We start from the raw sequence: 22,508 nt of genomic DNA on the forward strand, positions 1-22,508 counted from the left end.
GCGCGGATCAGTCCGTGGCAGTGGAGGGCAGGGTGGTATCACTGTCGATCAGCCCCATTTTCCGCAGCAGGATCGTGTTGATCCGCGCGACGTCAAACTCTTGCTCGGCACGCGCCCGCGCGGCCTGACCCATGGATTCGATTAGGCTCCGGTCTTCAACGAATTTTCTCATCGCATCCGCCAGCCCTTCGGGGTTGCGTTTGGGGACGATGAAACCGTTTTCCCCGTCGCCGACCGCATCGGCACATCCCGGGGCATCGGTCGTAATGACGGCGCGCCCGGTCGACATCGCCTCAAGAATGGCGCGGGGGATGCCCTCGCGATAGACGGTGGGCAATACGAAAACCGAACATTCCTTGAGAAAAGGCCGAACATCCTTGGTCTCGCCCAGATACTCGATATGCCCCTGCCGGCCCCATTCTTCGAGCTGCTGTGCGTTGACCGAGTCTGGATTGTCGTCCAGCGGGCCCAAAAGCTGACAGCGAACATCGGGGAATTGTTCCCTAAGCTGCCGGGCGGCCTCGGCATATTCGAACACGCCCTTGTCACGCAGCAAACGTGCGATCATCAGGAACACGGGTGGATCCGTAGGCTGATGGGATTTTGCGTATCTGGCGAGATTGACACCGGAACCGGGCACAATCGACAGCGCGGCCTGAGGTGCCAGCAAACGTCTGCTGCGAAACTCCTCGGCGTCGACCGAGTTGTAAACCAGAACTTCGTCGGCACCTTTCAATCCGAACCGGTAAAGGCCTGTCGCCACCGCTCTCAGCACTTTTCGGCGCAGGGTCAGTTCGGCATCCGCAAATACATAACCTAACCCGGTACACATCGCGAACCGCCGCCGAACGCCGGTCAACCGCGCCGCAAGGCCGCTGAAGATGATCGGCTTCATCGTATAGGCAAAGACGATATCGGGCCGTATTTCCCGGCAGATCCCGATCAGTGTGAACAGGGTGGACAGATCCTGAAATGGATTTAACCCCGCGCGCGCCATAGGGATTTGCCGAAATGTCACGCCGATCTCGGCTAGGGCTGCTTCGGTGGCCGCATCGTTTTCCGGTGCGCAAGCAAGTACGTCTGCGCGTTCCGCAAGCTCTTTCAGCAGGTCATAACGAAAATTGGTCAAAGAGGTCGTAAGATTGCCGACAAACAGAACTTTTGGGCGTCCGCCAGTTGTCGAACCACGTTCGGCAGGTACGGCCTGGGCACCGGAAGCGGTGTTGGGAAAATCACTCATCAAAGAAACATTTCAAACTTTAAAAACCAAGGTTGAGACGATGCTGATCCATGTCGCCGAAGCTGTCAACGGGGCTGTCACCAAAGCCGATTGTTGCCTATTTTTCACCTCTGACTGTCTGCGGCCTGATTGTTGAAAAATCACGCTGTTAAGTGACCTGGAACCTTGCATAAGCAATCGATTCAGGTCAGGTTTCGCCTGCCGCGGCACAAAAAGATATTTCCGAAACTGCGGAGTTTGTTTCCAATTCAGGCGCTGGCCGCCAAAAATTTGTTAATTGTTGAGTTTGCCTGACCTCCTCGGATGGTTTGGCGTGAGGTAAAGAAATGATCCGGAAATCCTGCTGTCTAAATTTGAGCAATAATAGGCTTGGCCCATCTTCCCTCGGCTATCCTCTGGCCGCTTATCTGAAGGGAAACAGCTGATGCCCAAATGGCCATTCTTCGAAGAAGATGAAATTGATGCTGTCAGCGCAGTGCTAAGATCCGGTTGCGTGAATGCCTGGACCGGCCCCGATGTCAAAGAGTTCGAACGTGAATACAGCGCCTATACCGGCGCGCAGCATGCGATCGCCATGGCAAATGGCACGGTCACTCTGGACGCCGCGCTGCTGGCGTTGAACATCCGACCCGGAGACGAGGTTATCGTCACACCGCGTAGCTTTATCGCGTCTGCCAGTTCGATCCTTCTGGCCGGTGGCAAGCCGGTATTTGCAGATGTGGATCGCGAGAGCCAGAATATCACCGCAGAAACGATTGCACCGGTTCTGACCGACAGAACCGTGGGGATTATCGCAGTCCATCTGGCCGGGTGGCCATCGGATATGGCGGGTCTCATGGATCTGGCGCGCAGTCGGGACCTCTGGGTGATCGAGGACTGTGCGCAGGCGCATGGTGCCATGATCGGTGACCAGCACGTGGGAACCTTTGGTACCTGCGGCTCGTATTCTTTCTGTCAGGATAAAATCATCACAACCGGCGGTGAAGGCGGCATGCTGATCACCGATGATGATGAACTGTGGTCCAGGGTCTGGAGCTATAAGGATCACGGCAAAAGCTATGATCAGGTGTTCAACAAAAGCCACCCTCCGGGGTTTCGATGGCTGCATAGTGGTCAGCCGGGCACCAATCTGCGGATGACCGGGCTGTCCGCCGCCATCGGGCGCATTCAGCTGGCGAAACTGGACGGTTGGCGCGCCCATAGAGCCAAAAACGCCGAGATTCTGGCGCAGGCTCTTTCCGGTTGCGCTGCGTTTCGGGTTCCCGTGCCGCCTGCCGAACTGACACATGCCTATTACCGGTTCTATGCGTTTGTGAGGCCCGAGGCTCTGGCCTCGGATTGGAGCCGCGATCGCATCATCGCCGAGATTTCAGAGGCGGGTTTCCCTGCGTTCTCGGGCAGTTGTTCCGAGATATACAGAGAAGAGATGTTCGCCCGCCTTGGCATCGGCCCGGGTGATCCCTTGCCGGTGGCGAAAGAGCTTGGAGAAACCAGCCTGGCATTTCTGGTCGATCCGACCTGGTCGCATCAAGACGTCGCCGGCCTGGCCGAACTTGTGCGCGAAATCGGAGATCGGGCGCGTGCATAGCCAGTTCACACCGCCGCATCCAGGTCGTGTGTCTAAAGGTTCCGGCCCGGTTTGTCAGTTTCGGGTGTTGAACCGATGATCATGCATGTCATCACCGATTTTTCCGGTCAGGGCGGGGCCCAGGCGATGCTGGCGCGGCTGGTTGCCAAATCCGGGGATCGGGTATTGGTGGTGTCGCTGACGGAGGTTTCGGACAGGATCAAAAGCCAATGTGCAAATCCAAACGCCGTTCTGATCGGATTGAATGCCAGATCACTGTCGTCCATGCCCCGCGCGATATTGCAGATATCGCGTCTTATCCGTCAGTATAAACCGCAGGCAGTTCTGTGCTGGATGTACCATGCGATGGTCATCGGGCTGATTGCCAGCTGGATATCAGGTCGAAAGGTGCCAATTTACTGGACGGTGCGGCAGGCTTTGGACGATACCAGCTCATTCACGCGCAGCACACGGATTGCGGTGGACCTGTGTCGGCGTTTGTCGGGCAGGTGCGCGGGGATCATCTATAATTCGCAACGCGCATTGGATCAGCACGCGAAGAACGGGTTTGCTGCTGCGCGGTCTTGCGTCATTCCGAACGGTCTGATCATGCCTCAAGCCTCTGTGGTGCGGAGCGACCCGCCCAGGGTTTTCGGGATTGCGGCGCGGTTTCATCCACAGAAGGATCACGAAACCCTTTTCCAGGCTCTGTCCCTGGCGCTGCGGTCAGTCCCCGATCTGCGCATCATCGCGGCCGGAGAGAATATGTCGCCTGAAAACTCCGAAGTACAATCATTGCTGGCGCGCAATAACCTGACTGCGGACAATGTAGAGCTGTGCGGCGACCTGCATGATATGGCTGCATTCTACAAACGGATTGATGCGTTGGTGCTTTCATCCCGAACCGAAGGGTTTCCGAATGTCATTGTCGAAGCGATGAGCTATGGCCACCCCGTTGTGTCGACGGATGTGGGTGATGCGGCGGTGATCATTCGCGACTGCGGATTGATCGTACCGCCCCGCAACGCGGAATTGCTGGCAGACGCTTTGGTCCATGCCGCAAATTGGTCGGCCCCGGAGTATCTGGAAAAAAGAGAAAAAGCCCGGGCGATTGTGGCCAATACCTACCAGCTTGACCGCGTTGCCGCGCAGTATCGGAACATTTTGGAGAGCGGCAGTCTTGATCCCGAAAAGATTGCCTCTCAGCCAGAACAGAAGGGGATCTGAGCGATGTGTGGCATCACCGGATTTATCAACTTTGGCAACGTTGATCGGTCTCAGGCCTCATCCGTCCTTGGCAGGATGTGTCAATCGATTGAACACCGTGGCCCGGATGGAACCGGGTTGTTTGTGGACCCAGATCAGGGTGTGGCCCTGGGGCATCTGCGTCTGGCCATTATTGATCTGTCGGAAACTGGGGTACAGCCGATGGATTCCGCCGATGGCCGGTTCACCATTGTGTTCAATGGTGAGATCTATGGCTATCTGGAATTGCGTCAGGAATTGCAGGATCTGGGCATAAGCTTCAGGGGCACATCCGATACCGAAGTTTTGCTGGCGGCGATGCAGCTTTGGGGTATCCGCAAGACACTGGACCGCGTCCACGGGATGTTTGCCATTGCCGTGTTTGACCGGAAAACCCAGAGCGTGACACTGGCGCGCGACCGGATTGGCAAAAAACCTCTCTATCTGGGCCTGGCCGGGAAAACCGTTCTGTTTGGGTCCGAATTGAAGTCACTGCGCGCGCATCCGGAATTTGGACCGGCAGAGGTGGACCGCGCAGCCTTAGGATCGTTTCTTCGGTTGGGATATATTCCTGCCCCGCGCACGATTTACCCAAATGTCCTGAAACTACCTGCGGGCTCTATGGTCGAGATCAAACTTGACACCCCACCGGCCTCGTTGGATGCGCTTCTGCAAGGGATCGAGCGGTTTTGGGATATCGAGGCGGTAGTCACCGAGGCGCGCGCAAACCCATATCCCGACGATGAAACAGCAATAGCTGAAATCGAATCCGAACTGCTGCGCGCGGTGGGCGAACGGATGGTTGCGGATGTGCCGGTTGGGACATTTCTGTCCGGAGGTGTCGACTCGTCGCTGATCACCGCGATGATGCAAGAGCAGTCGAACAGAAAAGTGCCCAGCTTTACCGTGCGTTTCGATGACGAAGACACCAACGAAGCCGACCATGCAAAGGCCATCGCCGAATATCTTGGGACGGATTACCACGAGGTGACGGCGACGCCGGAAATGGCGTTTCAAGCCATCGAAGGCTTGCCGCAAGTGTTTGACGAACCCTTCGCCGACCCGTCGCAACTACCAACCCTGCTGGTTTCGCAACTGGCGCGCCAGCAGCTTAAGGTCGTCATGTCCGGCGACGGCGGTGACGAGTCGTTTGGTGGCTATGCTCGCTATGTTCGGATGCAGGCTTTTGAACGCCTGAAGGGCAAGATGCCTGACCTGGCGATTCAGGCGCTGTCGCAGACGCCGCAATCGGTGCTGAGCGCTCTGGTGCCTGTCCTCAAGCCATTCGCCCCAAGCAGCATGCGTGACGATCTGAGCGCGGATCGTCTGGCCAAGCTGGCGCCGGTTCTGCAGGGGCGAGAGTTCCAGTGCCGCTATCAGGCCCAGTTTTCGATCTGGTCCTCCGGTATGCTTGGAAAGTCCGGCATCCCGCTGGGCAATGAGATCGGAACGCATGATTTGCCCGCAGGGTTGAGCCAGTTGGACAGCATGATGTTGTTGGATTCGCTCTATTATTTGCCGGATGATATTCTGGTGAAGGCCGACCGCACTTCGATGTCGGTGGGCCTTGAGATGCGCGCGCCGTTGTTGGACTACCGCGTTGTCACCGCCGCCTGGCGCTCTTCGGCATCGCTTCGGTGCGACGGGAAGGTTGGCAAGGTGGCGTTGCGGGAGCTTCTGAAAAAGCGGGTTCCGCAATCGCTGTACGACCGGCCAAAGCGCGGGTTCGGTATCCCACTCAACGCTTGGCTGCGCGGGCCCCTAAAGTCCCGTGTTTCCAGCATTCTTCTGGATGGGAACGGGCTTGAGGGTTTCGTGGACAAGGCAGCGTTGGAAAAATGCTGGTCCGAGCACCAATCAGGCAAACGCAACTGGGGTGCTCAGCTGTGGACGGTCTTTATGTTCCAACTATGGTCCGAAGCGTGGATGCGCTGATCGCAGCTTGGCGATTTTGCGATCAGTCAGTCAGATAACCGACCTGACCAAGACAAAGCCCTCAGCCGCGGCCCGGTGAACTGTCGCGCCACGCAAAGTTGCCAACGCTTTCAAGCTCTGAACCGAACGCTCGTGCGGGGGCTGTTTGACCTGGCTTGCAAATAACTGGAAGGCTTCCAGTTTACGCTCCAATGTATCCGAAATGTCCACAAACATGTTCGGCACGAACGGCGGCGTCAGATATGGCGCGTTCCAATTTGTCTCGGAAAGCGTCTCATAGGCCGCGATCGTCGTCGGGTATTTGTCCTGATAAGGTCGGCTTGCCACCAAAGTCGAAAGGAAACTCAACTGGTGGTCCAGATGGATGTCGCCGGGATGCGGCGCCAGGATGACACTTGGGTCGAGATCGCGGATCAGTGTTCCCAGACCTGCGTTCAGGTCACCATGGGGGTGCTCAGCCAGTTCAGCGGCAGGGAAATCCAACCAATGCGTATGCGTCACACCAAGATGCTCATGTGCGGCCCTGGCTTCGGCCTGTACATTGGCGATCTGTTCCGTGCTGAACCGGGGCGACCGACCCGTTGTGACAATCGCGATATGGACTGTGCGACCTGCATCTGCCAGTCGTGCGATGGTGCCGCCAGCCCCAAGGACTTCATCATCCGGGTGCGGAGCAACCACAAGTACCGGTCCGTCCTGTCCGTCAAAAGGTGTCAGTGATGTCATTCGGAATTCCTGAGCTTTGAGTGCTGTTCGAGCGGCGCATCCGTGCCTGTCCAGTGTGTGATGTCCAGACATTTCCCATCCCCACAGGCGACCGTAAACCGGTTTCCTTCGATGGCCTGTATCTGACCAGGCAGGCCGATATAGTAGCCCTGCAGGGCGGTGTTCTGTACACCCAGCAGGACCAACTTCTCACCGGAGGAAGTGTAGGTGAAAGCGCCGGGATAGGGCGGCCCGGCTGCGCGTATCAACCGGTTAATCTCTGCCGCCGGTCTGGTCCAGTCGATCAAGCCGTCCTCGGGCCGCCGCCGCGCACAAAGGCTGATCCCGGTTTCCGGTTGCGGCGCCGCCGGTATGTCACCTTCGGAGATTTGTGTCAAAAGCTGAGGCAGCAGCTGCGTCAGGGCCTGAAGCGCCCGGTCATACAGCTCGCGCGCTGTTACCGTGTCGGGATCGACCGCATATCGAGCTTGCGCCGCAATCGGGCCGTCATCGGCCCCTTCGCCAAGCCAGAACAATGACGCGCCTACATCGGTTTCGCCCAATATGACAGTCCAGGGGATCACACCGCGTCCGCGCAGACGGGGCAGAGCGGATGGGTGAAACCCGACGCATCCGATCTTTGCCTGGGCCCGAAATTCCGGCCCGCATATCTGAGACCACCCGATGACCAGTATCAGATCAGGTTTTACGGCTTGAATGGTTTTGATTGTTCCGGCCGAGTCACTTTTGGCCGTATAGTGGACAGGAATATCATACCGATCTGCAGTGGGTTTGAGATCTGCAAAATCAGAGTGCCGGTGGGACAAGTCCGGCGGTAGTGTCACCACCAAATCCGGTACAAACCCTCGGGCACATATGGCGGATAAGGCGACATGCGATCCTTCGACCGCCCCCACAAATACCGTCTTCATGCAGGTGTCTCCTTTCGGCTGTCCAGCCAGTTGTCTGCGGCCTGAATTCGGTCAGGGCGTTTATGCTCTCCGGCCAAGGCTACCATGATGGTTTCGAACAATATCTTCAGATCAAGCGACAGTGACCGGTGCGCGACATACCATAGATCCAGCTTTAGCTTCTCGTCATTTGAAAGCGCGGTATTGCCGCTGACCTGAGCCCAACCTGTCAGGCCGGGCCGAACCGTGCAGCGCACCCGCCCATTGTCTCCAAACTCTTCGATGGTTTCGGGAAGCAGGGGACGGGGGCCAACAAGGGCCATATCTCCGCGCAAGATGATCACAAGCTGGGGCATCTCATCCAGCCTTACGCGGCGCAGAAGCTTGGTGGTTTTTGTCTGACGTTCCGAATCTGGCAGCAAAGCCCCGCTTTGATCGCGTGTGTTGGACATTGTTCTCAGCTTCCAGATGCGAAAGACGCGCCCGTTGCAGCCTGCCCGCCGTTGGCCAAAAAACAAAGGTCGCCCGACCGAAAACAGCACAATCACACAACCCGCCAGAAAAAAGGGCAGCGCGATCGTGCCCGCGATCAGGCAACACAGTATTTCGAGAAATCTGTTCATATTCAAACCCAAGAACTGTAGCTGAAAACTACGAATATCAAACCAAGAACCAACATCTCTCCGGATCATCCTGCTGGCGGGATCCAAGTTCCGGCGCACTGATACGAAGTCTGGGCTGAGTTGATCCCAAATCGATTCTCGATTCAAGCGGCAGAGCTGACCGACACCCTGACTATGCGGAAATTTTTCCAAGCATGCGCCAAGTTCACAAAGCCTTTGTCAGGAAAACCGGCCTGCGACTCATTAGAGGATTGGCCGAAAGGAGTTGTCATCTTTGTTGCGTCTTGGTTCACAATGCCCCGATAGGGGCTTATTGTGGATCGATTGGGCAATATTGAGACCCGGACAGCGGCCCCCGAAGATTTCATCGGATTGAGAAAATGACTGTAATTTTCCCCGTGAGATTAGCATTTCTCTTGTTTACGCTAGGTCAATCGGCGCTCAAGTCAGCCGAAACAGGGAGGAAATTCTGCAACCCTCAGCAAAATATCAGTCAAAGAGTACTTCTGAAAACGCTGCAATTCGTTAATGAAGTGTGAAGAAATTACTTTTGAGGGCGCGGAAACGTATGTTAGCGTTGAAGGAGATTGAAGAAATTGCGCTAACCGGCGAACCAGAGGAACAATTTTGTTACTTGCGCGAATTATTATTATTAACGAGTGAAGTGAGTGTGTTCAACTTGGGCGATTGAGACAAGCTCAAGTGAAGGGGGCAAAACAAAGATACGGGTACAAGGCTTTCGGTTGATCATCTGATCGCGAGCCTTTGGTTTATATAGGACAGCTGCAAGCGGTCTGTGAGTGATCAGTTGGGAGCTGTGGCAATGTTTTGATGCTGCAGGATCCTGTTGGGTAACGATGTACGAGTAATTCTCGACCGGAATTGAGCCGGTGATGAGATAAAGGGGTGAGGTAAATGGTTTCGGGTTTTCATTGCTGGCAAACGCAGATTGTTAGTGAGTTGCGTGCCAATCATCGATTAGTCTTTGGAGACATTGTTGCTTCGTCTTTCTCAGCCGTAGTGGCAATCAATCTTGCGAATGGTGGAACGGTAGCGCAACAGATGGCGCCAGCCATGTTCCCGCTGATGCTCTTGTCCAGCCTGATTGGACTGGCGGTTTTCCCGCTTGCGGGCATGTACCGGCGCCACACACGCTCGACGTCATTGCGAGACATTCGTCTGATCCTGCGGGGATCGACAATGTTGGTCCTGTGCCTCATGGCTGCCAGTGCAGTTTTCGAAGTGACCAAGGCTGTACCCTTCGCTGCCTTCATTATTCAGCTTGGCTTGATGATCCTTCTGCTCAGTGCCCTGCGTGTAGTTGCCCGTAGCCGTGAGCTGAATCGCCAGAATGCGCGGTTGATGGCCGAACATCAGGACAAAGTTCCGGTGCTTTTGGTTGGTACAGGTGCAAGTTGTGATCTGTTTGTCAGGTCTTTGCGGAATACGCATTCCAAGTATCAGCCGGTGGGCATTATTGACGATGCGCGCAATACCATGGGGCTGTATTTCCACGATGTTCAGATTATCGGATCTCTTCTGGATGCCGATCGCGTGGTCGAGCGACTTAAAGCCTGGGATCATTTGCCCAGACGCTTGTTCCTGACCGAACCGATCACGCATTTTGAAAGTGACGGCATCCGCAAGCTGACCAGCTGGTGTGAATCCAACGGTATCGCTGTCTCACGCGTGCCGGGTCTTGGGGAAGAAGGCCCGGATGCGGCCAATGGCTGTATTATCAACCCGGAAGAAATTCTCGAGCGGCCACAAAAAGCTGTCGAACGCTCGATGTTGCGCGAGATGTTCCGTGGGCGCCGCGTATTGGTGACCGGTGCCGGTGGTTCGATCGGTAGCGAACTGGCACGTCAGATAGCCTCTTTCGATCCGGCGGAACTGGTGATGATCGACCATTGCGAGTTCAACGCCTATTCCATCGACATGGATTTGTCGCAGAACTTTCCAGATGTTCCCCGGCGGATGTATATCGCAAGCATTCGCAATGCGTCGCGTGTGAATGACATCTTTGAACGTCATCGCCCCGAGCTGGTATTCAATGCCGCCGCCCTGAAGCATGTTCCGATGGTTGAGATGAATCCCTGCGAGGGCGTTTTGACCAATGTGATCGGAACCCGTAACGTCGCGGATGCGGCCCGGAACTATGGTGCCATCGCGATGGTACAGGTTTCCACGGACAAGGCTGTAAACACCACCAATGTGATGGGTGCAACCAAGCGCGTTGCTGAGTTCTACGTTCAGGCGCAGGACCGTGTAACCAACGGAACCGAGGAAGAAACCCGGTTCTTCTCGGTGCGGTTTGGCAATGTTCTGGGGTCGTCGGGCTCGCTGATCCCGCTGTTTCAACGTCAAATCTCGAACGGTGGTCCGCTGACCGTGACTGATCCCCGGATGGAACGGTACTTCATGACCATCCGTGAGGCCGTGCAACTGACTCTGGTTGCGGCCGCAAGCGGGTTGAAAATGGAAAGCAGCCACGGAGAGATTTTCGTTCTGGATATGGGTCGGCCGGTCAAGATCGTGGATTTGGCCGAACGGATGATCCGCCTTGCCGGGCTAAAGCCTTATGAGGATATCGACATCGAATTCATTGGAATTCGTCCAGGCGAAAAGCTGTTCGAGGAATTGTTTGATGCGTCTGAGAAGCGCCACGAATGTGGCATTCCGGGCGTCGGATCCGCGCGGCCCGAGGGCATTCCCGTCGCCCGCCTGCGCGCCATGATCCGGAAACTGGAACAGGCTGCGGCAGAAGGTGACGAACTGGCAGCCAAGCGCCTGCTGAAAGAGCTCGTGCCTGGGTATGGTGCAAATGGCCTGCGTCCGGTTCCGATCTCGGAATTTTCATCCAAGCCCATTTTCAAAAGCGCTGGCACAAACGCAGCAAATGCGGTCAGTCAGTCTGAAGGAGAAAACCCGGAACTGCTGCCCGCTGGCAGCTGATTTAGCATTGTTTTTCTGGTGTCGGTTATTTTGCCGAATTTGGTTTCTGTGTTTAATATTTCCGCCGAAAGGGCCAACATTTGATGGCGAGGCTTAATATACGCTCGGCTTTTGCGCCGTCAGAGGAACGTGCGCAGGTGGTACGGTTTATCTGGGCCGGCCTGATCAACACGGCGTTTGGCTATAGCGTGTTTGCCCTTTTGATTTTTGCGGGCATGCATCCGCAGCTTGCGCTTCTGCTTCAGTTTATTTTGGGTGTGATCTGGAATTTTTGTATCCACGCCCGGTTTGTCTTTGGCGTGCAGGGATACCGCCGTTTCCCGCTATATGCGATGTCTTATGTCGTGCTGTATTTTGTGAATGCGCTGCTTTTGCGCGGTTTGATGCAGGTTGGGCTTGATCCCTATCTGGCACAGGCGGTCGCATTGGGGCCCGTTGTCATATTGTCTTACCTCATGATTTCGCGTGCGCTTGGCCGGGGTCAGGCGATGGATCGGAGGGGCTGAGATGAGCGATGCGAGAATATCAAGCTTTAAGGGCACCACCCCGTCAAGTACGCGCATGGGTGCTATGCTTGGGATCGTGACCGCTGGTCTGGGGCTTGTGTTGCTGATTGCCGGTTTGTTCGGCCGCCTGATGACCTATGATCTGCGCCGGGATGAGCTGATGTTCGTCCCTCCGGCGCGTTTGCTCGGAGAGTGGGAGCTTTATTCGGACTTCTTCTACAATCACGTCCCTTATTCGGCGTGGTATTACCTTGGGTCCGGCATTCTGTTCGATGAGTTCGGCCTGTTGGGGTCCGCTCGGATCGGCCTGTTTCTGGCCTGGCTTGGATTGATCGCGGCGACTGGCTGGGTAACGCTGCGCTTGTCGGGATCACCGGTTCTCGCTGTCTTTTCAATTATCGGCATTGTGACATGCGAGCTGTTTCTGACCGGTGCCGGTATGGCCGCAACCAACAATCTGTTGCCACTGCCATTTGCGGTCATCGGGCTTGGCCTGTTTTTGATCGAGACGTCAAAGCCCACGCCGCGATTTTTGACGCTGGTCCTATCGGGCGTCGCATTGTCTATTGCGGCGGGGATGAAGGTCAGTGCGGTACTGTTTATTCCGCCGATTGCTCTTGCCGCATTCTTGTTGCCTGCGGATGTTTCGATGGCACGACGACTGAAAGCCGTGGTCCTGCCGCTGCTGATCGGAGGGCTGATCGGGGCCTTGCCCCTGTTTGCCTTCCTGCTCGCTGATCCGGGCGTCTTTCTGGCGCATGTCTTGGGGTTTCACACCGGACCACATGTCGCCTATTGGGAGGCCAACGCCGCAACAGAACCGGGGCTGGCCCTGAGATTGTCGGGCAAGTTGATGCTGGCCCATTCGGCATGGGTGGCCGGAGTGGGCCTGGTGATGGTTATGGCCATTCTGTCCGTGCTTTGGATTATCCTGCGTGGTGGTGCGCGTGTCGACGAAATGCAGCCCTCGCAACTGCGGCATGGTGGTGTTGTTCTGGCGATCATTATCCTGACTGCCTCAATGGCTTTTGTCCCAACGCCCGGTTTTCCGCAATATTATATCCAGCCTCTGGTCTGTCTGCCTCTGCTGCTCGCGGTTCTGTTTCGTCGGCTTGACCCGCCACGGCGGCACGAGGCAGTGCCTGTGCTTGCGGCAGGTATTGTCTTGATGGTCATCCTGGGACTCCCGCGTATCGGGATGGGCCTGGTCTCGCTGACAGAGCCTTCGAAGTTCACCTCGGCCCGTTTTGCCGGTTCCGGTGCTGTCCTTCGGGATGCGGTGGCAGGCAGTGCACTGCCTGATGGTCCGGTCGCGACTTTGCTGCCGATCTATCCGCTTGAGGCGGGCCTGAGCGTTTATCCAGAATTTGCAACGGGGCCATTCGCTTACCGAATTGCACCCTTCACGGACCCGGAACTTGCCGGCAAATACGTGATGGCAGGCGCCGAAGACTTACCGGCTCTGTTTGAAGTTAACCCGCCTTCGGCTTTCCTGCTTGGATACGATTCCGTTCTGGAAGCCCCATTGTTGAGCTATGCGCGGGCAAACAACTACCGCCCGGTCGAATTATCAGGTCTGAACAACCGCTACGGCCAAGGTGTGGTATACTTGAAAGCTGCAGGGGCTGAACAATGACCAGTGCCTGCGCGACTCAACCTGCCTATATTTTTCCTGGGCGGGCCCATTCACATGACCATCAATTCTATTGATCGAATAAAGGAAGGATAGACAATGAAAACGGTACTTCTGGCTGGTGGACTAGGCTCGCGTCTGGCCGAAGAAACGGTTTCCATTCCCAAGCCCATGGTTGAAGTGGGCGGGCGTCCGATCATCGCACGCGTGATGGATATCTACAGCCATTTCGGGCATCGTGATTTTGTTGTGGCTGCCGGGTACAAAGCATTGCTGCTGAAGCAGTTCTTTGCCAATTATCACCTGATCGCCAACAATATATCGGTATCGCTGGACACTGGGGAATTGCAACTGGTCCCTTCTGCTCCGGGCGGGTGGAATGTGTCAGTGGTCGACACCGGTGCGCATACTATGACCAGTGGTCGTATCCGTCGGCTCAAGGATTGGCTGACTCCTGATGAGCCGTTCATGTGCACCTATTCGGACGGCGTGGGAAATATCGACATCAATGCACTGATTGATTTCCACAAATCACACGGCAAGCTGGCGACCGTAACTGCGGTTCAGCCCCCGGCGCGGTTTGGTAACATCGAGCTCAAGGGCGACAGGGTTGACGCCTTCACCGAAAAGGTCCGCAATCGCGAAACCTGGATCAATGGCGGCTTCTTCGTCTTCGAGCCGGGCGTCTTGGACTATATGGTTGATGACAATGAGCCGCTGGAACAGACCCCGCTGACCCAGATGGCCCGCGACGGAGAGTTGATGGCCTATCGCCATGATGGGTTTTGGCACCCGATGGATACCCTGCGCGACAGGAATACCCTGGACGGTCTGTGCGAAGGTGAAACGCCGCCCTGGCTTAATTTCAACGAAGGTTCGGGCAAGAGCTACCCAGCTCTGGCGATATGAGGTGAACCGTGAGCGGGCAGGTCAATTCTCAGTTTGATGGCGTTTTTTCCGGCCGCCGTGTTCTTGTGACCGGGCATACCGGATTCAAGGGCGGGTGGATTTGTGCATGGCTGAGGCGTCTGGGGGCAGAGGTGACAGGCTTGTCATTGCCTCCCGAACAGGGGCATTCATTCTTTGATGCCTGTTCTGTTGACGGGCTGACCGACAGCCGGATTGCGGATATCCGCAATCGTCAGGCGGTGCTGGATACACTGTCAGGGGTGGACACTGAAATCGTGTTCCACATGGCTGCACAGCCTTTGGTTCGCCGGTCCTATAGGGATCCTGCCGAAACCTTTGCGACCAATGTATCTGGAACGGCCCATGTTCTGGATGCCGCTTTGGGGATGCGCTCACTGAAGGCGGTGGTCGTTGTCACCAGTGACAAATGTTACGACAACAAGGAATGGACCTGGGGTTATCGCGAAAACGATCCGATGGGCGGCAGGGACCCATATAGCGCCTCGAAGGGCTGTACCGAGCTAGTGGCGCAATCTTATGGTCATTCCTTCTTTTCATCAGCGGATGGGCCGCAACTTGCAACAGTCCGGGCCGGGAATGTGTTCGGAGGGGGCGACTGGGGCGAAGATCGGCTTATCCCCGACGTGATCCGCGCATCCGAGGCGGGCGAACCGGTGGTTATCCGCAACCCGCTCAGCGTGCGCCCCTGGCAGCATGTTCTTGAACCGCTGTCGGGCTATCTGGCCTTGGCCGCGCGAATGTATCGGGATGGGCAAAGCTTTGCTGGCGCCTGGAATTTTGGCCCTGATGTGTCGGGGACGGTGGATGTCCGGCAGTTGGCAACCTTGATGCAGGATGCCTGGGGCGACGGAGCTCCACAGTTTTCGATGGCGTCTGCTGAACAGACATCTGCCGCGCCGCATGAGGCAGGTATTCTTCGACTGGACAGCACTAAGGCGCAAACGGGATTGGGTTGGCATCCGCAACTGACATTGCCCGAAGCCGTTCGCCTGACAGTAGACTGGTACAAGGCCCATGCCGCCGGTGCGGAGATGGGTGGGATCACAAACAATCAGATCGGGTTCTACAGTGACCTGATGTCTTCACGGGATTTCGACCGGGCTCCGGTCGCCGCGCAATAGCGGGTTATTGAGGAGAAAAGAATAATGCGAGTGAATTACGGTCAAACCGTGCATGGCCAGGAAGAGATCGACGCGGTTGTCGAAGTTCTGAAAACGTCCACCCAGATGGGCCCCAAAGTGCGCGAGATGCAGGAAAAAGTGGCTGCTTTGTTTTCCAAACGCCACGGCATCATGGTGAACTCGGGGTCATCGGCGAACTACCTCGCGGTCGAGATTCTGGACTTGCCAAAGGGCAGCGAAGTTATCACTCCGGCCCTGACTTTTGCCACGACGGTTGCTCCGCTTGTCCGTCAGGGCCTGATCCCGACCTTTGTGGATGCCGCGGTCGGGACCTATAATATCGACGTAGACGCGATCGAACGCATGATCACGCCAAATACATCTGCTGTCATGATTCCGTCACTTATCGGAAACCTGCCAGATTGGCGCCGTATCCGCGAGCTGGCCGATGCGCATGGCCTGAAGGTGATTGAAGACAGCGCCGACACGCTGGGCGCGACCATCGACGGTACAAGCACGGGCGTCTATTCCGACGTCTCTACCACCAGCTTTTACGGCAGCCACGTCATCAATGGCGCCGGGAATGGCGGCATGTTGTGCGTGAATGACGAAGAGCTTGGCCGCAAGGCGCTTTTGCTGAGGTCCTGGGGGCGGTCGTCCTCGCTGTTTGTGGAATCCGAGGCCATCGAGAACCGGTTCAACGTCAAACTGGACGGGATCGAGTATGATGCCAAATTTCTGTTCGAGGATCTTGGCTATAACGTTGAACCTTCGGAAATCAGCGCGGCATTCGGGTTGGTGCAGCTGAGCAAACTGGACAACAACATCCGCGTGCGCGAAGAAGCCTTCGCTGCTCATCGCGCCTTTTTTGCCCGCTATGAAGACTGGTTCATCCTGCCTGAACAACTGCCGAACTCGCGCACCGGTTGGCTGGCCTTCCCGCTGACATTGCGCGAAGGTGCCCCATTCACACGGCGCGAGATGCAGATTTTCCTTGAGACTTCGGACATTCAAACTCGGCCCGTCTTTACCGGAAACATTCTGCGTCAGCCTGCCATGAAGCAAGTAGAATACCGAGCAGATCCCGCGGGCTATCCCAATTCCGATGCGGTTATGCGCGGGGGTATCCTGCTGGCTTGTCACCATGGTCTGATACAAGCGCAAATCGATTATATGCATGCAAAATTTGAAGAATTTGCATTGAAATTCCAAGGAGCACTGGTCTGATGAACGATCAAAGCATCAATACGTCTGTTCGCACGACCTGCCGGACCTGCCGGTCTACCAACCTTATGCTTGTGCTGCCGATGGGCGATCACCCGCCCGCCAATATGTTCGCACGGCCCGAGCAAAAGGATGTTCCGCAACCGGCTTTCCCGCTGAATACTCAGGCCTGTCTGGATTGTGGCTTGATCCAGGTTGCAGATCAGGTGCCTGCTGATTTCTTTACGGACTATCTTTATGTCCCGTCCGGTGCGGCAACAATGCATACACATTTCGCCGAACTCGCCTCGGTCGCGGTAGAGCGTGCGCAAGGTGGGCTGATCATTGATATCGGTTGTAATGACGGGCTGATGCTGTCCCATGCCAACGATCAGGGCGGGCGCACATTGGGCATCGACCCGGCGGCCAACCTTGCCAAGATCGCAGGTGAACGGGGCGTCCGGGTCCATGTCGACTTTTTCAACCGCGCCACCGCGCAGCAGATTCGTGAAACCGAAGGGCCGGCCAGCGTCATCACGACGACCAATACCTTCAACCATATAGACGATCTGCACGGCTTTACCGAAGGTGTTCTGGACCTGTTGACAGATGACGGCGTCTTCATCATCGAAGTGCCTTGGGGCAAGATGATCCTCGAGACCAACGAGTTCGACAATGTTTATCACGAACATGTCTCTGAACTGAGCCTTCTGTCCGTCGTCAAACTGGGCCAGTCCGTTGGGCTCGATGTAGTGGATGTCACAAAACTGCCGGTTCATGGCGGTTCGATGCGCGTGTTCATGCAACCCGCCGCGCTGAACAAAACCCCGGCGCCGATTGTTGCTGATATGCTGGCTGACGAAGATGCCGCGGGTATGACCAACAAAGAGGCTTACGAAGCTTTTGCCGAGCGTGTTCACGTGATGCAGGACAGCCTTGTTTCCATGCTGGCCGACCTCAAGGCATCGGGTAAAACGATCGCTGGCTACGGCGCGCCCGCCAAGGGCAACACGTTGCTGAACTATTTTGATATCGGCACGGAAACGCTGGATTTTCTGGTTGATCGGAACACGTTAAAGCAGGGCCTGTATTCGCCCGGCAAGCTTATTCCTGTTCTGGCACCCGAAGCGGTCATGGAACGCAAACCTGATTACCTGTTGGTTTTGGCCTGGAACTTCTTTGACGAAATCCGCGAGCAGATGGCTGATTTCGAAGCCGCTGGCGGCAAGTTCATCGTGCCTTTGCCAATGCCAGTAGTTATTCCCTGAAGGGAAAACAATGACGCGCGTACTGATCACCGGAGCCAGCGGATTCATCGGCTCTCATCTGGCTCGGGCCTGTTTGGCCCGGGGCGATGAGGTCGCTGTGCTTACGCGGCCGGATTCCTCTCTGGACCGTTTGCAAGGTGTTTCGGGAATCCGCGTTTTCACTGATGGTTATTCGGATGTTGCCGCGATCAAACGCGTCGCGAATGCGTTCCGACCCCAGGTAGTTCTGCACACCGCCGCGCAGACAAAATTTGCCGAGACTGATGACCTGGCAGATCTGAATGCCAGTATTTTGCAAAATCTCTCGACGCTGGTTGCGATCCTGTCGGCTTTGGCCATCTGTGATCAGCCGCCCAATGCGTTTGTGCGCACCGGATCCATTGCGGAATATGGTGATATCAAGCTGCCCTATGTCGAAACTTCGCGAGAGAACCCGCGAAATTCCTATGGCGCCTCTCTGGTGGCCGGAACGCACTATATTGAAATGGCTCAGCCCCGGCTGCCGTTCAAGGCTGTTACGGCTCGGTTGGCGCTGACCTATGGTCCCGGACAGTCAGAAGATTTCTTCATACCCCATGCCATTGGCCGCCTGTTGCGGAAAGCCCCGGTTTTCCTTCATCGTCCACATGATCGGCGTGATCTGATACATATTGACGACATAGTCGAAGCGCTGCTTCTGATTGCTGACGCACCGGACAAGGCGGGGTCGGTCATTAATGTTGTCACTGGCGATGCTCCGGATATGGCCGCGGTCGCAGGAGAGTTGCAGGTGTTGACCGGAGCAGCTCCTGATATGGTTTCTTCTGCGCCGCCGAAGGATGACCCGATATTGTTGGTTTCGGATCCTTCACAGATGGCGGAACGTTATGGCTGGTCGGCAAAAATCGCTTTGCGTGAAGGCCTTGAAAGGACGGTTCAATGGACAAAACAGTCACAACAAGCGGAGATGAACGCGTGACTTTGGTTTCAATCCTGATCCCCGCTTTGAACGAAGAAGATAACGTTCGCACGGCCTATGAACGTGTGACCAAGGTGTTTGACGATCTGCCCTCTTATGAGCCCGAGATCATTTTCACTGACAACCATTCCACGGATCGTACATTTGAAATCCTGTCGGATATTGCTGCTGCTGATCCCCGTGTCCGGGTTATCCGGTTTGCCCGCAATATGGGATATCAGTCATCAGTTCTGACGGCCTATCGATCCGCAAACGGGGCCTGTTCGATCCAACTGGATTGCGACATGCAGGACCCGCCCGAGCTGATCCCGCAGATGCTGGATACCTGGCGGCAGGGATATCACGTGGTTTACGGCATTCGCCGTAGCCTGCCGGACGGCCCCATCGTCGCTGCCGCGCGGCGCGGCTTTTATGCGTTGATCGACATGATCAGCAATGATGATTTGCCGAGAAATGCGGGCGAGTTTCGGCTGACTGACCGGCGTATTCTGGACGAGCTGCGCCGGGTCGATGATCGCTCTCCTTATGTTCGCGGGTTAATCAGTGGGATGGGTTTCCGCCAGATCGGCTTTGAATATGATCGCAATGCGCGCACCGCTGGCGAGTCGAAATTTCCGTTTCGGGCCATGCTGTCGCTTGCTGTCGACGGGTTGATCAACCACTCGCTTCTGCCCTTGCGCCTTGCCTCGATGATCAGTCTGACGGTTGGCACAGGGACGTTTTTGCTGATGATCGGATATGTGATCGGCAAGCTGTTCTTTGGCCAGAACTGGCCGGGCGGTTTTGCCACGACCACCATCCTGTTGCTGCTGTCGATGACCTTGAATGCGATGTTCCTGGGAATAATGGGCGAATATATTGGGCGGATTTTCCTTCAGTCCAAAGACCTGAACCGGCCCATTGTCGAACAAGAGTTGAACCGTCCAGAAACTCTGGATCTGGTACAGCAAGCTGATCGTGTAAAAAGCGCCGCTGAGTGAAAAATGAAACTGTTATTGGTGCAAGCTGGGTTCGGAGCAGGCGGTGCGGAAAAGATCGCCGCAATGATCGCCGCGCATCGGATCTCGGCCGGGGATGAGGTTCACGTCGCCGGGATGGCGACAGAGGATTCTGGTTCCTATTTCGCCTATCCTGAGTGCGCGCATTTGCACATGATTCAGCCGCTAAAGATTTCGCGGCGACTGACGCAGGCACGGCGCTACTTGCATATTCGCAAGATCATCCGGGCTGTGCGTCCCGATCTGATCATCTCGTTTCTGACCAAGGTGAATGTGCTGACCATGTTGGCCGCGCGTGGAACCGGGGTGCCGGTTGTAATTTCCGAGCGGAACAATCCACTGGTCCAAAGCGGAAATCCCATGTGGCTGAAAGCGGTGAACAGGCTTGCGCGGGGGGCGTCCGGAATTGTCATGCAGACCGAACGTGCGCGTTTGGATTTGCCTGCGGACCTGATCCCAAAGGCCAGTGTAATCCCCAATCCATGTGCTCCGCTGGGGGGGATTCACATCGGGTCCGGACAGACCCGGCTTGTGGCTGTCGGGCGTTTGGATCGTCAAAAGGGGTTCGATATGCTGCTGCGGGCAATGCCCGAAGTGCTGCGCAACAACCCAGACATCCGGTTGACGATCTTTGGCGAGGGCCCCGAGCGCGGCGCCTTGGAACAGCAGATATCGACGGCGAATTTGTCGGATATCGTGTCATTGCCCGGCGCCAGCCCAAAACCCGGAGACTGGATGCAAGACGCGGATATTCTGGTATTCCCCTCCCGCTTTGAAGGGTTTCCGAACGTGGTTGCCGAAGCCACGGTCACAGGTCTGCCGGTCATATCGTTCGATTGCGCCTATGGGCCACGGGAATTGATCCGCGACAGAGGAAACGGATTGCTTGTTCCGGCCGAGGATGTTGCCGGTCTGACCAAGGCGATTGTCAGCCTGTCAAAGGATGATGCCTTGCTGCATAAAATGCGTCAGAATGCACGCCATAACAGGGAATGGCTGGAGCCGCAGCAAATCCTGTCCGACTGGGATTCTTTAATTGCCAATGTGCAAATCGGAGTGTCTGCCAAAGCCGGCACGGCTAAAGGTCTGACAGAACTTCTGTAAGCTGGTCAAAGCTGGTGATTGTCGCATATGCGGCATGCTCAGAACTGGGTGGAATCGGATCATGCACAGCCCCGGGTCGGAGGATTTGAACGGTCCGCCAACCCCTTGCATTCGGAGTGATAAAATCCTTGGCCGGGTTGTCCGCGACATAGACCATTTTGCGGGGTTTTTTCGCGATCAACTCCATCTCTTCATAGGCGCGGGGATGCGGTTTCCCGTAGCCATCCGGCCAGGCGCCGGTCGGGCGGATATGCGCAATAAAGCGGTCCAGATCCAGCGCGGCGATCTTGTTGCGCTGCATCTTTTCGGGCCCGTCGGTGATCAACCCCATTGGCTGATCTGCGTTTGTCAAAAACCGCTCGGCGTCTTCGCACAGCGAAATGAGGGGCGGGTGTGACCGGTATTTGGTGATCAGGTCCTGTATGAAAGCATCGGTCGCATCAAGGCCGGTCTGCGCGCAAGCCACATTGAATATGCGTCGTCTTTCCCCCGCATTGTACGCGGCCTGACACTGTTGTCCGAACCCTTCAACGCCGGTTTTTTCGTGGACCCAACCGTTCAGCCAGTTATAGCCGCTAAAGGCAAAACCTCGCTCCAGATACAGGGTGTCGTCCAGATCAAATACCAGCATCAGCCCTGATACACCGCACTGTCATATCGCATCATTTTCACACCATCGCGCCAGTTGTTATGAGCGGTTGACGGTAATTCGGCGACCTCTTCCAAAAGCCACTGTGCGAACTGTGCGCCCGCATGATCGGCCAGAGGGTAGCCACCCCCGAAACGCGCATTGATCTCAAGCACTGCGGGGCCATGTTCTGGGTCATCGATGATCTGAAAACAGGCGACACCGCGCAGATCGGGCAGGGCCTGTGCAATGCCTTCGGCGATGGTTTGCAGATCATTGCGTCGCCTGGTTTCACCCTTTTCAACCTCACCGGCGCGAATTTGAATGCGCAGATGCGGGATCACCGTGCAGAGCTGACCCGAGGCATCTACAAACATGTTGATTGTGTATTCCGGTCCGTTCAGCTTGTCCTGAAAGATCATCGGTTCGGGGAATTCAGAGGGGACATCAGCGAGGGTTTCGAATACATCCAGCCCCCGGCTTGCACTGCCGCCACTTGGCTTTGCAAAGATGGGCCAACTGATGTCTTGTGGCCGCTCTAGCAATTCCTGATGATCCAATGTGCGCGGAACTGGAACCCCGGCTTCGGACAGTTTCTGGATTGTCAGGCGCTTGTCCCGGACAACCTCGATCACGTTCACTGGCGAGACATGGACTCGCGCGCCCAGATTGGCAAAGGCGGGCGCGGCCTGTGCCAGGGGCATCAGTTCCGGGTCGATTGTGGGGATCACCAAGCTGACTCCGTGTTGACGCACAATCTCGAGGATCGAGGTTGCATAGTCGGGGCTGTCACATCGCGGCACGGCGGCGGCGTGATCGGCAAGCGCGCAAGCCGCGCTTTCATCTGGGTTCAGGTCGCAGGCGATGATGGTCAGATCTATATCCAGACGATCCGCAGCCGCCCTGAAGCATTGCAGCAGGCCAACACGGCGACCCGCCGACGTAATCAGGATTGCCAGACATTTTCGCGCCATCGGA

The 22,508-nt window shown here is 56.2% G+C and carries 19 protein-coding genes; 13 read left to right on the forward strand and 6 right to left on the reverse strand.

Annotation, left to right across the window (positions count from 1 at the left end; genetic code table 11):
• Positions 1-7: 7 nt before the first annotated feature.
• Complete coding sequence (locus tag AC2FH9_RS07035; protein ID WP_496749778.1) at positions 8-1,240, reverse strand: glycosyltransferase family 4 protein; 1,233 nt, start codon at positions 1,238-1,240, stop codon at positions 8-10.
• Between the two features lie 424 nt (positions 1,241-1,664).
• Here AC2FH9_RS07035 and AC2FH9_RS07040 point away from each other — a divergent pair, with 424 nt between their 5' ends.
• The 3 genes from AC2FH9_RS07040 (at position 1,665) to asnB (ending at position 5,987) form a co-directional block, all read left to right on the forward strand.
• Positions 1,665-2,828, forward strand: a complete 1,164-nt coding sequence (locus AC2FH9_RS07040; protein WP_496705147.1) for a DegT/DnrJ/EryC1/StrS family aminotransferase — start codon at positions 1,665-1,667, stop codon at positions 2,826-2,828.
• Positions 2,829-2,909: 81 nt separating this feature from the next.
• Positions 2,910-4,034, forward strand: a complete 1,125-nt coding sequence (locus tag AC2FH9_RS07045; RefSeq protein ID WP_496749780.1) for a glycosyltransferase — start codon at positions 2,910-2,912, stop codon at positions 4,032-4,034.
• 3 nt (positions 4,035-4,037) lie between these two features.
• Entirely contained in the window at positions 4,038-5,987 is a 1,950-nt protein-coding gene (asnB, locus tag AC2FH9_RS07050) for an asparagine synthase (glutamine-hydrolyzing) (protein ID WP_496871149.1), read from the forward strand.
• A gap of 30 nt (positions 5,988-6,017) precedes the next feature.
• Here the strand turns inward: asnB and AC2FH9_RS07055 are convergent, their stop codons facing one another.
• From AC2FH9_RS07055 to AC2FH9_RS07065, 3 genes are read right to left on the reverse strand one after another with little or no spacing between them, the layout of a single operon-like run.
• Entirely contained in the window at positions 6,018-6,713 is a 696-nt protein-coding gene (locus tag AC2FH9_RS07055; RefSeq protein ID WP_496871150.1) for a PIG-L deacetylase family protein, read from the reverse strand.
• On the reverse strand, positions 6,710-7,624 hold the full coding sequence (locus AC2FH9_RS07060) for a methionyl-tRNA formyltransferase (protein WP_496871151.1): 915 nt from the start codon (positions 7,622-7,624) through the stop codon (positions 6,710-6,712). Before AC2FH9_RS07060 ends, AC2FH9_RS07055 begins: the two co-directional genes overlap by 4 nt.
• Positions 7,621-8,226: a sugar transferase gene (locus AC2FH9_RS07065; protein WP_496697059.1), complete on the reverse strand. Its 606-nt coding sequence runs from the start codon at positions 8,224-8,226 to the stop codon at positions 7,621-7,623. Before AC2FH9_RS07065 ends, AC2FH9_RS07060 begins: the two co-directional genes overlap by 4 nt.
• 1,020 nt (positions 8,227-9,246) lie before the next feature.
• Here AC2FH9_RS07065 and AC2FH9_RS07070 point away from each other — a divergent pair.
• The 10 genes from AC2FH9_RS07070 to AC2FH9_RS07115 all read left to right on the forward strand — a co-directional run bounded on the left by AC2FH9_RS07070 (position 9,247) and on the right by AC2FH9_RS07115 (position 20,902).
• A complete protein-coding gene (locus AC2FH9_RS07070; RefSeq protein WP_496871152.1) occupies positions 9,247-11,181 on the forward strand; it encodes a polysaccharide biosynthesis protein in 1,935 nt (644 codons plus the stop codon).
• Between the two features lie 83 nt (positions 11,182-11,264).
• Positions 11,265-11,687 (forward strand): GtrA family protein, encoded by a 423-nt coding sequence (locus AC2FH9_RS07075; RefSeq protein ID WP_496693742.1) that lies wholly within the window; start codon positions 11,265-11,267, stop codon positions 11,685-11,687.
• 1 nt (position 11,688) lies between these two features.
• Complete coding sequence (locus tag AC2FH9_RS07080; RefSeq protein ID WP_496871153.1) at positions 11,689-13,323, forward strand: glycosyltransferase family protein; 1,635 nt, start codon at positions 11,689-11,691, stop codon at positions 13,321-13,323.
• A gap of 96 nt (positions 13,324-13,419) precedes the next feature.
• The gene (rfbF, locus tag AC2FH9_RS07085; RefSeq protein ID WP_142636222.1) at positions 13,420-14,229 is read left to right on the forward strand and encodes a glucose-1-phosphate cytidylyltransferase; all 810 of its coding nucleotides are present in this window, start codon (positions 13,420-13,422) and stop codon (positions 14,227-14,229) included.
• Between the two features lie 8 nt (positions 14,230-14,237).
• Entirely contained in the window at positions 14,238-15,371 is a 1,134-nt protein-coding gene (gene rfbG, locus AC2FH9_RS07090) for a CDP-glucose 4,6-dehydratase (protein ID WP_496871154.1), read from the forward strand.
• 24 nt (positions 15,372-15,395) lie between these two features.
• The gene (locus AC2FH9_RS07095) at positions 15,396-16,598 is read left to right on the forward strand and encodes a DegT/DnrJ/EryC1/StrS family aminotransferase (RefSeq protein WP_142636227.1); all 1,203 of its coding nucleotides are present in this window, start codon (positions 15,396-15,398) and stop codon (positions 16,596-16,598) included.
• On the forward strand, positions 16,598-17,842 hold the full coding sequence (locus AC2FH9_RS07100) for a class I SAM-dependent methyltransferase (RefSeq protein ID WP_496709020.1): 1,245 nt from the start codon (positions 16,598-16,600) through the stop codon (positions 17,840-17,842). Before AC2FH9_RS07095 ends, AC2FH9_RS07100 begins: the two co-directional genes overlap by 1 nt.
• 10 nt (positions 17,843-17,852) lie before the next feature.
• Complete coding sequence (locus AC2FH9_RS07105) at positions 17,853-18,800, forward strand: NAD-dependent epimerase/dehydratase family protein (protein ID WP_496871155.1); 948 nt, start codon at positions 17,853-17,855, stop codon at positions 18,798-18,800.
• A complete protein-coding gene (locus AC2FH9_RS07110) occupies positions 18,761-19,780 on the forward strand; it encodes a glycosyltransferase family 2 protein (protein WP_185956666.1) in 1,020 nt (339 codons plus the stop codon). The genes AC2FH9_RS07105 and AC2FH9_RS07110 overlap by 40 nt, the downstream gene beginning before the upstream one ends.
• 3 nt (positions 19,781-19,783) lie before the next feature.
• A complete protein-coding gene (locus AC2FH9_RS07115) occupies positions 19,784-20,902 on the forward strand; it encodes a glycosyltransferase family 4 protein (RefSeq protein ID WP_496871156.1) in 1,119 nt (372 codons plus the stop codon).
• Here the strand turns inward: AC2FH9_RS07115 and AC2FH9_RS07120 are convergent.
• Both AC2FH9_RS07120 and AC2FH9_RS07125 read right to left on the reverse strand, forming a co-directional pair.
• Entirely contained in the window at positions 20,877-21,533 is a 657-nt protein-coding gene (locus tag AC2FH9_RS07120) for an HAD family hydrolase (protein ID WP_496871157.1), read from the reverse strand. The two genes, AC2FH9_RS07115 and AC2FH9_RS07120, sit on opposite strands and share 26 nt — an antisense overlap.
• On the reverse strand, positions 21,533-22,504 hold the full coding sequence (locus AC2FH9_RS07125; protein WP_496705131.1) for an ATP-grasp domain-containing protein: 972 nt from the start codon (positions 22,502-22,504) through the stop codon (positions 21,533-21,535). The genes AC2FH9_RS07120 and AC2FH9_RS07125 overlap by 1 nt, the downstream gene beginning before the upstream one ends.
• Positions 22,505-22,508 lie beyond the last annotated feature (4 nt).

The organism is Ruegeria sp. CDSC081, assembly GCF_059610485.1.

Excerpts from the sequence above, each read along its gene's own strand:
- AC2FH9_RS07105 (WP_496871155.1), top strand. The coding sequence starts at position 17,853 with ATGACGCGCGTACTGATCACCGGAGCCAGCGGATTCATCGGCTCTCAT.
- AC2FH9_RS07120 (WP_496871157.1), bottom strand. The coding sequence starts at position 21,533 with ATGCTGGTATTTGATCTGGACGACACCCTGTATCTGGAGCGAGGTTTT.
- AC2FH9_RS07115 (WP_496871156.1), top strand. The coding sequence starts at position 19,784 with ATGAAACTGTTATTGGTGCAAGCTGGGTTCGGAGCAGGCGGTGCGGAA.
- asnB (WP_496871149.1), top strand. The coding sequence starts at position 4,038 with ATGTGTGGCATCACCGGATTTATCAACTTTGGCAACGTTGATCGGTCT.
- AC2FH9_RS07040 (WP_496705147.1), top strand. The coding sequence starts at position 1,665 with ATGCCCAAATGGCCATTCTTCGAAGAAGATGAAATTGATGCTGTCAGC.
- AC2FH9_RS07065 (WP_496697059.1), bottom strand. The coding sequence starts at position 8,226 with ATGAACAGATTTCTCGAAATACTGTGTTGCCTGATCGCGGGCACGATC.
- AC2FH9_RS07060 (WP_496871151.1), bottom strand. The coding sequence starts at position 7,624 with ATGAAGACGGTATTTGTGGGGGCGGTCGAAGGATCGCATGTCGCCTTA.
- AC2FH9_RS07080 (WP_496871153.1), top strand. The coding sequence starts at position 11,689 with ATGAGCGATGCGAGAATATCAAGCTTTAAGGGCACCACCCCGTCAAGT.
- AC2FH9_RS07100 (WP_496709020.1), top strand. The coding sequence starts at position 16,598 with ATGAACGATCAAAGCATCAATACGTCTGTTCGCACGACCTGCCGGACC.
- rfbF (WP_142636222.1), top strand. The coding sequence starts at position 13,420 with ATGAAAACGGTACTTCTGGCTGGTGGACTAGGCTCGCGTCTGGCCGAA.
- AC2FH9_RS07035 (WP_496749778.1), bottom strand. The coding sequence starts at position 1,240 with ATGAGTGATTTTCCCAACACCGCTTCCGGTGCCCAGGCCGTACCTGCC.
- AC2FH9_RS07110 (WP_185956666.1), top strand. The coding sequence starts at position 18,761 with ATGGACAAAACAGTCACAACAAGCGGAGATGAACGCGTGACTTTGGTT.
- AC2FH9_RS07055 (WP_496871150.1), bottom strand. The coding sequence starts at position 6,713 with ATGACATCACTGACACCTTTTGACGGACAGGACGGACCGGTACTTGTG.
- AC2FH9_RS07125 (WP_496705131.1), bottom strand. The coding sequence starts at position 22,504 with ATGGCGCGAAAATGTCTGGCAATCCTGATTACGTCGGCGGGTCGCCGT.
- AC2FH9_RS07045 (WP_496749780.1), top strand. The coding sequence starts at position 2,910 with ATGCATGTCATCACCGATTTTTCCGGTCAGGGCGGGGCCCAGGCGATG.
- AC2FH9_RS07095 (WP_142636227.1), top strand. The coding sequence starts at position 15,396 with ATGCGAGTGAATTACGGTCAAACCGTGCATGGCCAGGAAGAGATCGAC.
- AC2FH9_RS07075 (WP_496693742.1), top strand. The coding sequence starts at position 11,265 with ATGGCGAGGCTTAATATACGCTCGGCTTTTGCGCCGTCAGAGGAACGT.